This is a genomic window from Pseudomonadota bacterium (genome assembly GCA_013285465.1).
In the GTDB taxonomy this organism is placed as follows: domain Bacteria; phylum Pseudomonadota; class Alphaproteobacteria; order Micavibrionales; family CSBR16-224; genus CSBR16-224.
Window position 1 is genome coordinate 2,152,619 of the sequence record CP053449.1, and the last position, 14,522, is coordinate 2,167,140.

The window sequence follows — 14,522 nt, forward strand, 5'->3', positions numbered from 1 at the left end:
TTAGAATTGTAGTGTGCGGCACATCATATGCGGACGGGCGTTTTTCAATCCGCGCCCTGCCAGCCACAGGCTGGAATCGACATCCTGTGCCGTCAGGCCGGATTTTTCCGCCAGTTTCTCGCAGGCCACAACCGCCGCCGCACGCAGAACCGTCACTTCTGCCGCGTTTTCAGCAAACAGCTCGCGTTTTTCCAGCTTTTCCGTCAGTGCGGGTGAAAATTCCAGCACGCCGACATGATCGGCATTCAAGACCTGCGGCAAAATGTAATCCGCCGCCACGGTCAGATCGGCCACATCACAGGATACGCCGTGATGATGCACGTTCCCCGATGCCATCAGCGCCGTCAGAATGGATTTTTTGAAAAACGGATCATTGCCGAAACCCTCGGGCAGAATATCCGCCAGTTTTTCCGCAAAATCCATATAAAACACATATTGCTTGCCGTCATAGGCATCTTCCAGCAATTCCGCCACCGCCTGAAAACGGGCGGGGTCGGCAAAGGCTTTGAAAATTTCCAGCCGCTCTTCCGCAAAGGGAACATCTTTCAGCAGCGGCGCGATTTTATCCTCCACCTCATCCGCCGTAATATCGTAAAAAGGTAATGCTCCGGCATCGCGAATTTCCGCCATTTTGGCCACCATCGCCTTGGCCCCTGACCCGTCCAGATTCCATTTCTGCGCCGCGCCTTTTTCATCCGCGTAAATAAAGCCGCCCTGATTGGCTATCACCATCGCCATCTCGTAAAAGGCGCGGGTGAACTCATATCCCGTATCCGCGCCGCCATTCGCAGCGGCGCTGATATAATCTTTCCAGTCCGGCACAAAATCGGATGCCTGCATGGTTTGGGCAAATTCTTCCAGCTTGTCTTCATTGATCGTCACATCGCTTTGTGCGGCCAGAATATCTTCACAATTTTGCAGGAATGACTGATGGGTCGGGGAATAGAGTTTGCTCATAATATATATCCGTATAACAATATTGCTCTAGGGCGTAAACTACACGCCCCGGCCGCAAATGTAAATACGGGAAGATATGAATCTAGAAAGTGTCATTCAGACGAATTGATACGGGAGCACCTCGACTATCCGCCGTGGATTGAATTTTTCCCGTTGCGCCATAACCTGTCTTTTGACTGACGGAGTCACGCGCCGATGAAATAATTTTCTCTACCAGACGGCGTCCGGTCTTGCGCGCCGCTTCGATCACGCGCAGATTTTCCGCCAGAATTTCCGAGAATTTCAGACGCGCCGCCACCAGTTTTTCCTTGTCATCCTGAGGCAGCGTCGCAATATCATCCTTGCGGTCCACCAGTCTTTGAATACGTTTCTTATATTGCCGCGCCATTTCCTGTTTTTGCGGCTGCATCTGTTTGGCATCTTCAAATTTCGCCGCACGCAGCGCCTGCGTTTCCGCCTTCAGTAACAGCGCAAACTGTTCCATGAAATGTGTGACATCGGCAATATCCTCATGCAGCTTATGTTTTGTTGCGGGATTGCTGTCCATTATTTTTCTCCCTGTCCATCCTGTTGTTCCGGCGCATTCTGGGCGTTTTCCTGCGCCGAGATCATAAAGCTTTTCACTGAATCCGCGATTCCCAGCCCGCCGGCCGCCGCGATTTCCTTGCCGTATTCGCCGATCATCAGATCACGATACATGTTTTCCGCATAGCCGCCGCCGAACATGCCGTCGGTTTTGATACCGGCAAACATCTGCGTCAGCATTTGCGAGAGAAAGACGGCTTCAAATTCTTTGGCTGTCTTCTCGATATCACCGATATTCTGCGGTGCCTTCATTTTTCCTGTGGCATCAGCCACGCGGACATTTTGCATCCCTGAGACGGCTGTGCTGAAATTTGCGGCTGCTGTGTCCATCATCTTGCGCGCCCTCCCTTACATCACATCAATTTCGGCCTGCAATGCGCCTGCGGCCTTGATTGACTGTAAAATGGTGATGATGTCACGCGGACCGATACCCAGCGCATTCAGGCTTTGCACCAGCTCTTGCAGAGTGACGCCCTCCTGCATGACGGCGATGCGCTTATCCTGATCGGAGCTGATCGTCACATTGGTGCGCGGCACCACGACGGTCTCGCCGTTTTCCGAGAAAGGCTGCGGCTGTGACACTTGCGGTGTCTCGGTAATGCTGATCGTCAGATTACCCTGCGCAATCGCCACTGTTGAAATACGCACATTCTGCCCCATGACAATCACGCCCGAGCGTTCATCAATCACAACACGCGCAATCTGGTCCGGCACAATCGATAACTGTTCGATATCGGTAATCAGATTCACCAGCCCCGCACCGTAAGAAGGCGGCACCGTCAAACGGATCGAGGAGGAATTTTCAGGGAAAGCCGCCGGATGTTTCAGGTATTTGTTAATGGCATTCGCCACGCGGCGCGAGGTCGTGAAATCAGGATTCCGCAAAGACAAACGGATATTCTCCAGATCCGCCAGATTGAAATCGATTTCTTTCTCGACAATCGCCCCTGCGGCAACACGGCCGCCGGTCGGAATATTTTGCGTCACGCTTTCCCCGTCTCCGGAGGCGGAAAAACCTGCAACGGCAACCTGTCCCTGTGCAACGGCATAAACCTCGGCATCCGCACCCAGCAGCGGCGTCACCAGCAATGTCCCGCCTTGCAGGCTTTTGGCATCACCCATAGCGGAAATCGTCACATCAATGCGCGATCCCTGATTGGCAAAGGGCGGCAAAGTCGCCGTGACCATAACGGCGGCAATATTTTTCGTGTTCAAATTGGCATTACGGACATTCACGCCCAGTCTTTCCAGCATCCCGATCAGGCTTTGCTCGGTAAAAGGCGAGTTTCGAAGACTGTCCCCCGTACCGTTCAGCCCGACAACGAGGCCGTATCCGACCAGCATATTGTCGCGCACACCTTCAAAATCAACGATGTCTTTAATCCGCGTCGCCGCCGCATCAGCGGGTGCCATCAACACCAGACAGCTGAACACAGCCATCAGCATCAGCGTTTTCCGCACGGTTTTGCGCACGGTTTTTCGGGCATTTTTTACGATTCTTTCCAGCATCTCATCTCTCTCTTTCAAACATTTTTATCATTTTATAGCGTCTGAAAAGACTTATCATCTCCCCTTATATCTATGCGAAATTCATGCCAGTTTTACATTTTCGCGCCTTACTATTGAATATAAAGGATATTTTTAAACAACCCCACCCGTTTCCCATGTCTTTTTACAGGCATGCGGGCAGTTTTTGCCTGTTGGTCTTACCCTGAAAGCGCGTTATACTGGAAATATAGGGAGAAACAGCCATGAAAGTCGAAGGACCGCGCCGCGGCGCGGATAAAACCAGCAATAAGAAAGCCGTTTCCGGCAAAGATAACGGCGCTTTTTCCGCCTTGGTCAAACAGGCCGCCGATCTGCATAAGGCGCAGGATACCGGAGAAATCGGAAAAATCGCGGCTTTGCCGGTTCTTGAAGACAGCCTGTCCGGAAAATCACCCGAACAACAGGCCGTCGCAGAGGCGGATACGCTGCTATTGCAGCTGGAAACCCTGCGTCTGGGACTGCTGAGCGGCTCCCTGCCCGTCAAAGTACTGCATAACCTTTCCGCCAGTCTAAAAAAACAGCGCCCGCAAGTCAGTGACCCGCAGCTGCTGGAAATTCTGGATGAAATCGATTTACGCGCACAGGTGGAACTGGCCAAATACGACAGGCCATAAACACAGTACATTCGCTATCCGCGGATTTCCGCTTGCGTTAAGCACCGTCTTCACTAAAATAAAAATTGCTGCAAAGCACCAAAAACAAACCGCGAAAAGGATGGCCCGCAGATGGTAGAGAACGCGTCTCTTAGTGAAAGCCGTTTCAATATGTGGCGTGCGCTTGTCGCTCTTGTCCATACTGACCATAAAGTGATGGATGAGGAATGCGATTTTTTTATCAGACGCTTTGACGCCATCCCCTTTACGGAAGACCAAAAACAAATTCTGCGGCAGGATTTGGCGGATGTGCAAGATGTGTCAAAACTCTATGAGCTGATCAGCGACAAGGAAGACCGCGGCACATTCATTTACTTCGCGCGGTTGCTGTTCTGGTGTGACGGCGAATTTCATGCACAGGAAGATGCCATTCTTCAACATCTGCATCAGCAAACCATCAGCAAGCTGGATCTGGAAGCCATTATGACGGATGTCAATGCCGAGGTGCGCCGCACCATGACGGAATATGATATCGACATGGAAAGCAAACAACAAAACTCCGGCCCGTGGTCAGCCTTCCTGTTCGCACTCAGCAGCGGATTATGGCCCGCCAAAAAGATACGCGACTTCCTGAATGATTGACCGCATTGTCATCAAACCGTGTCTGTTATAAAAATTTTCTAAAAAAACAATCCTGACAGCCGTTGGCGTTATTTATTGCGCAGCTGTGTTCCGCCCGTCAGAGATTCCTCGGATGTGTTGAATTTCATGGAAGAGCGTGCCTGCAGAACCGTATTGATCTGCGCCTCCACCTCGGCAATATCTTCCAGCAATATCGCGATCAAGGCTTCATTCACAACCTGATCCTGCCGCAGAGCGCCAAGATCGGTATTACTTTTCAGCAAAGTGTCCAGATTCATGAAATATTCTTTCGAACGTGCCAGAATGGCTTCGTTATAGCTGGGTGACGCATGACGCAATGCCGCCGGAACACCCGCCGCCAGACGAATATCCTGAACCGAAACCTCATAGCCGCTATTCGGAATAGCTGAACGCCGCGCAATAATACCGGCCACCGGTTCAACGACCGCCTGACGCAGGGTCGCATAGTGGTTACGCGCATTGATTTGCTGATGCGCCTGTGCCGTCGCGACAGCGCCTGTGTAAACGGGTTCTGCGACCCGGAAATCCACCAGATTTTTCAGGATTGCCTGCGCCGCCAGACGCTCATTCGCATCATTCATATTAATTGTGTCACGGAACAGGAAGCGTTCCACATCCACATCCGCACCGCGCAGACCGGGAACACCGCCGCAACCGTTTGTTACCCCGCGGTTATCTGCGGGATCGGCAAAGATATTACAGTAATTGGCCCATTCGGTACTGTGATAAGCACGCGTACCGTTCTCCGTTCCCGAACCCGGCAGGTTCAGGGCACGGGAGGCCGATTCATGCAGCATCGCCGTTTTCATGGCACGCGTTGTTTGCAGGGCGCGCTGCAGACCCGGCGCAATTGACGCCATACTGCAAGTGTTCTCACTGGGTTTATAGCGTTCCATGGCCTCGACTTCCAGATTTTGCAGCGTATCCTGCTGCTTCGTCTGGTTCGACGCATCCATGAACTGCCCCAGAGACAGGCTTTGATCCAGAATGGAGGTGTTCCACTGTTTCGTCATATCCTGCATATCGGGCAGGTATTCGTTAAACCACCAATCCTCCATATAAGTCGCAAATTGTTCCCCGCCTTCAAAGTTCTGGGCAAAGGTCAATCCCAACTGATCCATGGTAAATTCACAGGGGTCAATACCGGTCACCAGACCTGCCAGAAACCCGAATGCCGATAGATAGCTGCTACTATCACACAGTCCGGGAAGCAGTCCCGAACCCGGACCCGTCATACAACCCGCACCAACACAGGCTCCCGGACCCGGCGGCGGCGGAATAATCACCCCGCCCGTACAGGTCGGATCAACGGTGTAATCACAAACCGGCGGCAACGCATCCATATATTCCTGCATCGTCAGGCAGGTAAAGCCGCCGACCGCATCATATTGGCGCGCCACAAAACCGGGCGGGCAACCGATATCATAAGTCGGCGCACATGTACCGCCCGGCGGATTCGGCGGGCAACCCATCGGCCCCAGCACGATATCACCGGGATTAATCGTCACAGTCGGATTTGCCGGTGCATAGGAGGTACAGCTTTCACACAGACAGGTACCGAAATCCCAGGCGATACAGCTGCCCCACCATCCGGGCGGGCCAAGACCGTCCCATGCCGTACATAAATATTGCGAACAGGTCGTGGCCTGACAGAAACTGACACCTTGTTGCGTAAGAACACTCTGCGTCGCGCCGCTAATGACGCTGGTACCGACCGGCCACATATAGGCGCGTCCGTCCGGCACGAAAACAATCGGATCAACAGGCTGTTGGAAACTATAGGCATGAACCGTACCGCAAGGCACCCAGTTCCACGTGACCGTATCCCAGCAAACATCCTGCCCCATACCGTAAGGTGCGGCATTTTGCGGCGCAATAATCGACGGCAGCGGCGTATTTGACGCAACCGGTCCGACGAAAGAACTCAAGGGCTGGGAAATAACCTGGCCACCACCACCGGCACAGCTATACAGCGTTCCGCCGGGCGCCTGCGAACAGGAACATTGCGGACCGCCGGGGAATTGTTCACGAAAACCGGGCTGAATCGCCACACCGTAAAAATTCCCTGCCGGATAGGCGGATGCGGGCGTTGTCGGCGGCGTCGGCGTTAAGCCGTAAAGATTCATATTCTGCCCGATACAACCCGTTCCCGGGTCCCACCAGCACGGATTCCAGCCTGTCGCCTGATTCCCGATCGGCACAATCGGCTCGGATACCGCATCCAGAGACGCACCTGCCGGCGGCGCTGTCGTGCCGGGCGGGAAAACAGCCGTCACAGCCGGAACTGCCAAACAAGCCGGCGTCATCAAAGGCGGGTTATCCGGAGGAAACATCAAAGGATCACAGACAAGGCGCTGCTGCGCCATGGCCGGATTTGCAAAAAATGTGGAAAAAAGCGTCAAAACGAGTGCGAGGGCGGCCAGCTTCTTTGAAAAAAGCCTCCATTTACCCCGGAAGGAATATTCTAAATTATTTTTACACTCCATACGATACACTGCAACTGCCTAAATCGCGTTCCATATCTTTCTATTATAGCATAAAAAAAAATACCTGTGTTTAAAATCAGGAATTTTTTTCTTCCCCTGATTATGTCTGAACATCCGTCGCGCCGCTATCCTGCTTGCTTTCCGGCGATTGCGGCGCCGTGTTTTTTTCTGCTTTTTCTCCCGCTGCATCCGCCGCTTTCGAGTCTTTGTTTTTCAAAAGACCCGATGCGATATTGCGGTTAATTTCAATCAGCGCCGCGATTTTTTCGGGTACGGGATTCGCCAGCACCGCAATCGTGCGTTTAAAGACAAAAACCGCCAATGTGGCGATATTGTTTTTAATCTCTTGCGGCAAAGCATGCGCATCTTCCCCCGCTTCGCTTGAAAAAACCGTCCAAAGCTTGCGGTTATAGGATAACGCCTCTTCCACTTCCATCGGCGGTACAACTTCGCCCGTTGCGAGGCGCTTGCTAAGTACGTCAAGCTTCTGCGCCGCTTTCATCAAAAGCTGTCCTTCCAGTGTCCGCTGATCCACCACGGCGGTTTTGGCATTGTTGCCATAGACATTTGTGGCGTGGGTATAGGGATTATTATGCGACATTAGATGTCAGCTCCTTTTCGTATTCGATCAGATCGCGGGCACGTTTCAGCGCGTTATAATATTTTCCTTCATAAATCATATCATTGATTTCCATGAAATAAACGGATGTGCTGGGCGCGGCATCCTGAATCATTTTCACCAGATCGAAATACTCCTTATGCATATCCTCCGGATGCGCGGACAGATACATCATCTGCAAAAACATATAGATTTTCTTACAGGGCGTATCCGCATCATCCACACGCATAATGTCTTTTTCTCGCAAAATCGGCGCAGAGCCTTCGATATGCAGACGCGTGCGTGATTTATCATTTGTAATCAGCGCAGATCCGATAATAACGCGTTCTGAGGGTTTTAAATCAATGATAAGGGCCATGAGCTTCTCTCCCGGCTAGACGTTAATATCTGGGACAATTCTTCCCGTCTTTCATCCAGTATGACACGGAAAGGTAAAAGAATGTTAAATATTTTTCGCGGCAAACGGGCGGTTTCCTTTCGATTCCGTCAATTTGTCGCGACAAAGAAGGCTTTCGGTGCGGGGTCGATCACCTTCAAGCCGTTGCTTGTGATTTGCAGAACGGCAAGACCGCGTTCGACCAGATTATCGGGGCGGAAGCGGAAAATTCCGTCAATCCCGGCAAATCCCTGCGGTGTGACAATACGGTCGCGGGCATAGGGGCTGCCGTAACCGTTATGCGTTTTGGCCAGCACGATCGCCAGCGCGGTTGAATCATAAGCCAGCGACGCCAGACGTTCCGGTTCTTTCCCGAAATTCGTGTCGAAATTGGCATCGAAATCGCGGCGCAGGGACGGGTCTGAGGCCGCAAACCACGCGCCGTGCAGAGTTTGTTCATTCACCAGCGTCGGATCATCCCACAGCCCTGTTCCCAACAGACGCACACGTTTCTGCGGCGCATTATAATAGCTGAACATATTGGACACCGATTGCAAGGTCTGCCCGCCGACCGGAATCATCACCGCGTCAAAAGGCGGCACATATTCCTGCGCGGCGGCAGCGCCTTTTTTGCCTTTTACAATGGCGGGCGCTTCCAGAAATTCGCGCACCGTTTCATGCAGATCGGGCTGCGCCATTGAAAAATTGCCGATTTTGGCAATGTGATAACCGTTTTGCTGCAGGCTGTAATGCAGTGTTCTCAGCACAATCGTCGCATATTCATTGCCCGGCCCGAAAAAGCCGATATTGTTATAGCCCTTATGCAGCGCGTAATTCGTGACCCGTATCACCTGCGAAAACGGCAGGAAACCCATCACATACGTATTGCGTCCGGCGGCTTTCCAATCCGTCGTATAGGCGATCATCGGCACGCCGCGCGGCTCCGTGACTGATTTCACAGCCTTCACGGATTCGGAGAACAGCGGCCCCAAAATCAGCTGCGCCCCTTCGGCAATCGCATCCTGCGCCGCCGCTGCGGCACCTTCGGGCGTGCCTTTCGTATCTTTGGGCATCAGGCGGAATTTACTGCTGTCCAGATCAAACAGCGCCATTTGCGCCGCCTGCATCATGGATTTCCCCAATTTCCCGTGCTGACCGGAAAGCGGCAGCAGCAAGGCAACGGCCACTTCATTCTGCCCCAGCGCCGGAACGGCTGACGGACCGCGCTCATATTCCGGACTGCCGGCAGGCGGTTTCAAAATCTCGCTGGACACCGTGCCGTCACGCCCGAAACGCTGTTGATAGCGGCGCTCCTGCTCCAATTGGCGGGAATAATCCCCGCCCTGCTGTGCGGCGGCTTCACGGGCGGCCTCATGATAATAGACTTCCAGACTTTGCCGTTTTTCCGCTGTCTGCCAGTCAATTTCAGGACGCTGCGTAGTCTCCGCCTGCGCATTCTGCTGATGCGCTTCCTGTTTTGAAAACGACCAGGGCGAGGTATAGGGGAAACCGCCATAAGATTGACACCCCGCCAAAAATAACAGGGAAAGCAGTAAGGGGAAGAGAAAGACTCGTCTGAAAGCTTGACAGCGCGGCAAGGGTAGCATAATCATAATACCTTGAAATAAAAGAATATTGCTGTTATCGGAACCGCTTCAATGAACCAGCCCACCTCTTTTTTTACACCGAATCCGTCAGGAATGCCAGAGCCGGGACTGTATATTGTCGCCACACCGATCGGAAATTTGCGTGACATGACGCTCCGTGCCGTCGATATCCTTGCCGCAGCCGATCTGATCGCCTGCGAGGATACCCGCGTCACCGCCAAATTAAAAAGCGCCTATGGCTTAAAAGCGCCGCTTTGCTCCTATCACGACCATAATGAGGAAAAAGCCACCCGCCATCTTTTAAATGTGCTCTCTGACGGCGATAAAATCGTCGCGCTGGTCTCCGATGCCGGAACGCCGCTGATGTCCGACCCCGGCTACCGTCTTGCCCGCGCCTGTATTGATGCGGGATATCCGGTTTATTCCATTCCCGGTGCCTGTGCCTCGGTCACGGCTTTGACCTTGTCAGGCCTTCCGGTCAGCCGGTTTCTGTTCAGCGGTTTTCTGCCTGCCAAAAGCACCGCCCGCAAAAAAGAGCTGGAAACACTTGCCGATATTCCCGCCACGCTGGTTTTTTACGAAAGCGCCAAACGTGTTGTTCCCTGCATGAAAGACATGCTGACCGTATTGGGTGACCGCGAAGCCGCTTTGGCGCGCGAGCTGACAAAACGCTTTGAAGAAGTGCTGCGCGGCCCGCTCTCGGAACTGATTGCCCGTTGCGAAAAAGACGGCATCAAAGGCGAGATTACACTTGTCATCGCCCCGGCGGATAAAAATGCCGCCAAAGACGCGCTGACGCAAGATGATATTGATGCGCTGCTGATCGCCGCATTGGACGGCGGCAAGGAAAGCATCAAAACCGCCTCTGCCGCAATTGCCGACAAAACCGGCCTGAAAAAACGCCTTTTATATAACCGCCTGCTTGAGCTGCAAAAACAATGACAGCCCGCCGGACAGAAAAACAGCGCGATAAACGCGGCTTCTGGCGCAAAGGATATTTTGCCGAGGAATTTTGCCGTTTTTACCTGCTGCTGCACGGTTATAGAATTCTGGCGCATCGTTACAAAACCCGTCTGGGCGAAATCGACTTGATTGCGCGGCGCGGCGGGCAGATTGCCTTTATCGAGGTTAAAGCCCGCAAAACATCGCAAGGTGGCAGCGAAGCGGTGCAGGAAAAATCCATGCGCCGCATCGACAATGCCGCAAAAATTTTCCTTGCCGCCCATCCCAAACACGGTAATTGCGATATGCGCTTTGACGTCATGGTGGTGACGTCGTTTTTGAAACGCCCCGACTGGTATAAAAATGCCTGGCAAAGCCGCTGACGCGAAAATCATTTGGGTTTTTCCTGAAAATAGAATAGAATCAGGAGTGAAGAGACAATCCGGTGCGGTGTTCTGCCGTCGCCGTTTTCACAGAATCTTTTAAAAGGAGTGACGCTTTCATGCCACGCAATGTGATAAAGAAATGCGGTAAAACTTTTTCAAAAACAGGCAAAGCCCTGTCCCTGTGCCTTATTGCCTTTACCCTGTCGGGCTGTACGCCGACCAGCCTTGCCCTGTCGGGCGGCACCGCCGTTGGCGTGGCGGCCGCACGCGAAGGCGGGTTGAAAGTTGCGGCAACCGATGCCGCCATCCGTCTGCAGATTCATGATTTATGGTTCCGCCATGATTTCGACATGTACCGGAAACTGTCACTGACGGTGCGCGAAGGCCGCGCCCTGATTACAGGCACCGTTCCCGACCCCGATATGCGCGTTGATGCCGTGCGCCTGACTTGGCTGGCTGACGGTGTCCGCGAAGTGATTAACGAGGTTAATGTCGATGACCCAAGCGGCGTCCGCGGCTATCTCGGCGACAGTCTGATCACCGCAGGTCTTAAAACAAGGCTGACTTTTGACAAAGATGTGCAATCCATCAATTACACCGTCGATACGGTTGATAACGTCGTTTATCTGATGGGCGTTGCCCAGAATGAGGCAGAGCTGAACCGCGCCATCGATCATGCCCGCCGCACAAAAGGCGTCAGCAATGTCGTCAGCTATGTCCGGCTGCGCGGCGAAATGCCCCCTGCCCTGACGGCAGCCCCCGCCAAACCGCCTGAATTCAGCTCCCCCGCCCGTCAGGAGGCCGGTTTTGAACAGGCACAAGTTAATGAAACTTTTTAAAATTTCAGGAGTATAACAAGCATGGCATTGGTCACCGGTATTTGTCTGTTGGTTCTGGCCGTTTTGTATCTGGGCGAAAGCATCAAACATGAAAGCTTTCAGAATTTTTACAAAAAGCTTGCCGCTTTCCGCGATACGATCGGCTATTGGAGCTTTCTCTACGGTATTGTCGGCAGTTTTCTGTCGATCTTTTTTGCCGCTTCGGCAAAAAGCGGATTTCTGGTCTTTATCACCAGCTTCCTGATTATCTTCCTCGCCTCGCCGATGGCCTATCCCAAGCTGCAAAAATACATCAAAGGCGATAATCCGGTCTTAAAGGAAGAGCTGGAAAAAATGGTCAATGCCGCCAATAATTACGGTTATGTCATGTCCGGCATCGCCGTCATCCTCGCCGGCGTCTGCCTCAGCACGATTTTTTAATCGCTATTATTGTGTTTTTTTGTTTGCGCGGAAGACTTTTTCGGTGCAGGCCGACACAAGTCTTTCTCATACAGCTTTAGGCTGTCACGCCCTTCGGGGCAGTAGCATGTCCCCAGCCCATACCATGGAACGTCCACAAATATTTTCTCAAATACATTCGGCGGCGGCACATATGACGGATGCCCCGTTGAAATCGTATAGGACTCAGAACGTTCATATTTTGCACACCCATAATTCTTCACAAACATCGGATAGTAATTGAACTGTACCGTCACCCTAGATGTTATGGCCAGCACATAACAAGCAGCCAAAAAATAAACGCCGACACTTTGCTGTGTCATAAAACCGTGTTTAAAATAAACGCGACCGAACCATAGAACCAGCCCCATAGGTACAAAAAACCACATCACAACGGTGACAAACCACTCCATTGTTATGCGGTAAATAGGTGTTGCAAATAGAGGAAAGAAAGAACAAATAATTCCCACACATATTAGCCCCAACAAGTAAAAAACAATCGGAAAACGCTGCCGTTGTTCAGTACACTTCTTTCCTTTTATAAAAATCCGTAACCAGTACACAGGAGGCCCTACCAACAAAAGAAGTACGGGTAATAAAATAACCAGCACTTCAGAAAAAATCAGCACGACAATCAGAAGAGCACTTGCAATGACGAGGTGGATTATCAGATCGCTCTCTTTTTTTCTCCATGACTGATAAGCAAGAAACGCAAAAGGAATAAAAACTGCCAATGGCAATGTGATGCCAAAAAAATATTTAGGTTCCGAAAACAACGGAGAAAAAGACGGCGGCTTCTCAAACACATCCAAAATAAAACCCAACATAGTCAGTAGAGCAATATAAATAATGGCCGTTTCACCATACAATTCCGCCGCGACAACAGGACGGCCTTTTCTAATATCCCGCCACATCGCAACGATGCGTATAATCAAATATAATGCTGAAGAATACAGTAACGGAAAAAAATGAGCCCGCAGATGATCGCGACCAAGACAGGCTGTATATAAAACAGCCACCGTCAACATTACACCCAAAATATAAACGTCTTTTTTTGTCCATTCCATCTGATGACGTTTTTGAAAAAACGCATAAGCGCAATACAGCGCCGCGCCCACCGGCACGGCGACCAGAACCACAAATGCTGCGATTTGCGTCAATATCACTTTGCTCTTCCCTGTTCCTTTATTATAACGCGGCTCATCCGCTTTTATGCCTCAGCACGATTTTTTAATCGCCGTCATTCTGTTTTTTCTTCCTGCTTGGACGGCTTCCTTGGCTCCGGCAGACACAGACTCTTTTCATACAATTTCAAACTGTCGCGCCCTTCGGGGCAGTAGCATATCTCTAAACCACCATGCCGTGGAATCTTTACAAATATTTTTTCAAACACATTGGGTGGCGGTACATACATGGGACGCCTCGTTGGAATCGTATAGGAGCCAGAACGCTCATATTTTGCACATCCATAATTCTTCACAAACATCGGATAGTAATTGGACTGTACCGTCACCTTAGATGTTATGGCCAGCACATAACAAGCAGCCAAAAAATAAACGCCGACACTTTGCCGTGTCATAAAACCGTGTTTAAAATAAACACGACCGAACCATAAAACCAGCCCAATAGGTACAAAAAAACACGTCACAAAAGCGACAAACCACGCTATTGTTATGCGGTGAATGGGTATTGCAAGGTTAATAGGTGTTGCAATTAGAGGAGTGAGAGAACAAAAAATTCCCACACATATTAACCCCAGCAAGTAAAAAACTATCGGAAAACGCTGTCGTTGTTCAGTACAGCTCTTTCCTTTTATAAAAATCCGTAACCAGTACACAGGAGGCCCTAGCAATAAAAGAAGTACGAGTACTAAAATAGCCAGCACTTCATCTGAAAAAATCAGCACGATAATCAAAGGAGCACTTACAATGACGAGACGGATTATCAAATCACTTTTTTTCCATGACCGATAAGCAAGAAAAGCAAAGGGGATAAACGCTACTAGAAGAGCTGTAACATGCAATAAAGATGGGGGCTCTAAAAGCAACTTAGAAAAAAGCAATGGGATAGCTTCAAATACATCTGAAATAAAACCCAGTATAACCAATAAAGAAACATAAATAATGGCTGTCTCACCATATAATTCCGTAGCGACAACAGGGCGGCCTTTTCCAATATCCCGCCACATCGCAACGATGCGTATAATCAAATATAATGCTGAAGAATACAGTAACGGAAAAAAAAGAGCCCGCAGATGTTCACGACCAAGACAGGCTGTATATAAAACAGCCACCGTCAACATTACACCCAAAATATAAACGTCTTTTTTACCCCACGCCATCTGATGACGTTTTTGAAAAAACGCATAAGCGCAATACAGCGCCGCGCCCACCGGCACGGCAACCAGAACCACAAATGCTGCGATTTGCGTCAATATCACTTTGCGCTTCCCTGTTCCTTTATTATAACGCGGCTCATCCGCT

Annotated in this window: 16 protein-coding genes; 6 read left to right on the forward strand and 10 right to left on the reverse strand. The window is 51.0% G+C overall.

Annotated features, from left to right (window positions below):
• The 4 genes from HND56_10430 to HND56_10445 all read right to left on the reverse strand — a co-directional run bounded on the left by HND56_10430 (position 1) and on the right by HND56_10445 (position 3,051).
• Positions 1-957, reverse strand: a complete 957-nt coding sequence (locus HND56_10430) for a hypothetical protein (protein QKK06077.1) — start codon at positions 955-957, stop codon at positions 1-3.
• A gap of 82 nt (positions 958-1,039) precedes the next feature.
• Positions 1,040-1,504, reverse strand: a complete 465-nt coding sequence (locus HND56_10435; protein QKK06078.1) for a hypothetical protein — start codon at positions 1,502-1,504, stop codon at positions 1,040-1,042.
• Positions 1,504-1,872, reverse strand: coding sequence for a flagellar biosynthesis protein FlgJ (locus HND56_10440; protein ID QKK06629.1), 369 nt, complete (start codon positions 1,870-1,872; stop codon positions 1,504-1,506). The genes HND56_10435 and HND56_10440 overlap by 1 nt, the downstream gene beginning before the upstream one ends.
• Before the next feature lie 18 nt (positions 1,873-1,890).
• The gene (locus tag HND56_10445) at positions 1,891-3,051 is read right to left on the reverse strand and encodes a flagellar basal body P-ring protein FlgI (GenBank protein ID QKK06079.1); all 1,161 of its coding nucleotides are present in this window, start codon (positions 3,049-3,051) and stop codon (positions 1,891-1,893) included.
• A gap of 242 nt (positions 3,052-3,293) precedes the next feature.
• Between HND56_10445 and HND56_10450 the strand changes: the two genes are divergently transcribed.
• Together HND56_10450 and HND56_10455 are read left to right on the forward strand one after the other, a co-directional pair.
• Positions 3,294-3,704 carry a flagellar assembly protein FliX gene (locus tag HND56_10450; GenBank protein QKK06080.1) on the forward strand — a complete coding sequence of 137 codons (411 nt, stop codon included), beginning with the start codon at positions 3,294-3,296 and terminating at the stop codon, positions 3,702-3,704.
• 111 nt (positions 3,705-3,815) lie between these two features.
• Positions 3,816-4,325 carry a TerB family tellurite resistance protein gene (locus tag HND56_10455; protein ID QKK06081.1) on the forward strand — a complete coding sequence of 170 codons (510 nt, stop codon included), beginning with the start codon at positions 3,816-3,818 and terminating at the stop codon, positions 4,323-4,325.
• Between the two features lie 68 nt (positions 4,326-4,393).
• Here the strand turns inward: HND56_10455 and HND56_10460 are convergent, their stop codons facing one another.
• The 4 genes from HND56_10460 to HND56_10475 all read right to left on the reverse strand — a co-directional run bounded on the left by HND56_10460 (position 4,394) and on the right by HND56_10475 (position 9,440).
• A complete protein-coding gene (locus HND56_10460) occupies positions 4,394-6,712 on the reverse strand; it encodes a hypothetical protein (GenBank protein QKK06082.1) in 2,319 nt (772 codons plus the stop codon).
• Between the two features lie 220 nt (positions 6,713-6,932).
• Positions 6,933-7,433, reverse strand: a complete 501-nt coding sequence (flaF, locus tag HND56_10465) for a flagellar biosynthesis regulator FlaF (protein QKK06083.1) — start codon at positions 7,431-7,433, stop codon at positions 6,933-6,935.
• A complete protein-coding gene (gene flbT / locus HND56_10470; protein ID QKK06084.1) occupies positions 7,423-7,809 on the reverse strand; it encodes a flagellar biosynthesis repressor FlbT in 387 nt (128 codons plus the stop codon). Before flbT ends, flaF begins: the two co-directional genes overlap by 11 nt.
• 128 nt (positions 7,810-7,937) lie before the next feature.
• Entirely contained in the window at positions 7,938-9,440 is a 1,503-nt protein-coding gene (locus tag HND56_10475; protein QKK06085.1) for a penicillin-binding protein activator, read from the reverse strand.
• Positions 9,441-9,485: 45 nt separating this feature from the next.
• On the opposite strand from HND56_10475, the gene rsmI reads away from it, so the two are divergent.
• From rsmI to HND56_10495, 4 genes are all read left to right on the forward strand, one after another.
• Positions 9,486-10,376 (forward strand): 16S rRNA (cytidine(1402)-2'-O)-methyltransferase, encoded by an 891-nt coding sequence (rsmI, locus tag HND56_10480; protein QKK06086.1) that lies wholly within the window; start codon positions 9,486-9,488, stop codon positions 10,374-10,376.
• The gene (locus HND56_10485; GenBank protein QKK06087.1) at positions 10,373-10,759 is read left to right on the forward strand and encodes a YraN family protein; all 387 of its coding nucleotides are present in this window, start codon (positions 10,373-10,375) and stop codon (positions 10,757-10,759) included. Before rsmI ends, HND56_10485 begins: the two co-directional genes overlap by 4 nt.
• Positions 10,760-10,878: 119 nt before the next feature.
• Entirely contained in the window at positions 10,879-11,601 is a 723-nt protein-coding gene (locus tag HND56_10490; GenBank protein ID QKK06088.1) for a BON domain-containing protein, read from the forward strand.
• A gap of 21 nt (positions 11,602-11,622) precedes the next feature.
• Positions 11,623-12,021 carry a hypothetical protein gene (locus HND56_10495; GenBank protein QKK06089.1) on the forward strand — a complete coding sequence of 133 codons (399 nt, stop codon included), beginning with the start codon at positions 11,623-11,625 and terminating at the stop codon, positions 12,019-12,021.
• Here HND56_10495 and HND56_10500 read toward each other — a convergent pair.
• Entirely contained in the window at positions 12,018-13,199 is a 1,182-nt protein-coding gene (locus HND56_10500; GenBank protein ID QKK06090.1) for a hypothetical protein, read from the reverse strand. The two genes, HND56_10495 and HND56_10500, sit on opposite strands and share 4 nt — an antisense overlap.
• An 80-nt stretch (positions 13,200-13,279) precedes the next feature.
• Positions 13,280-14,473, reverse strand: coding sequence for a hypothetical protein (locus HND56_10505; GenBank protein QKK06091.1), 1,194 nt, complete (start codon positions 14,471-14,473; stop codon positions 13,280-13,282).
• Between the last annotated feature and the right edge of the window lie 49 nt (positions 14,474-14,522).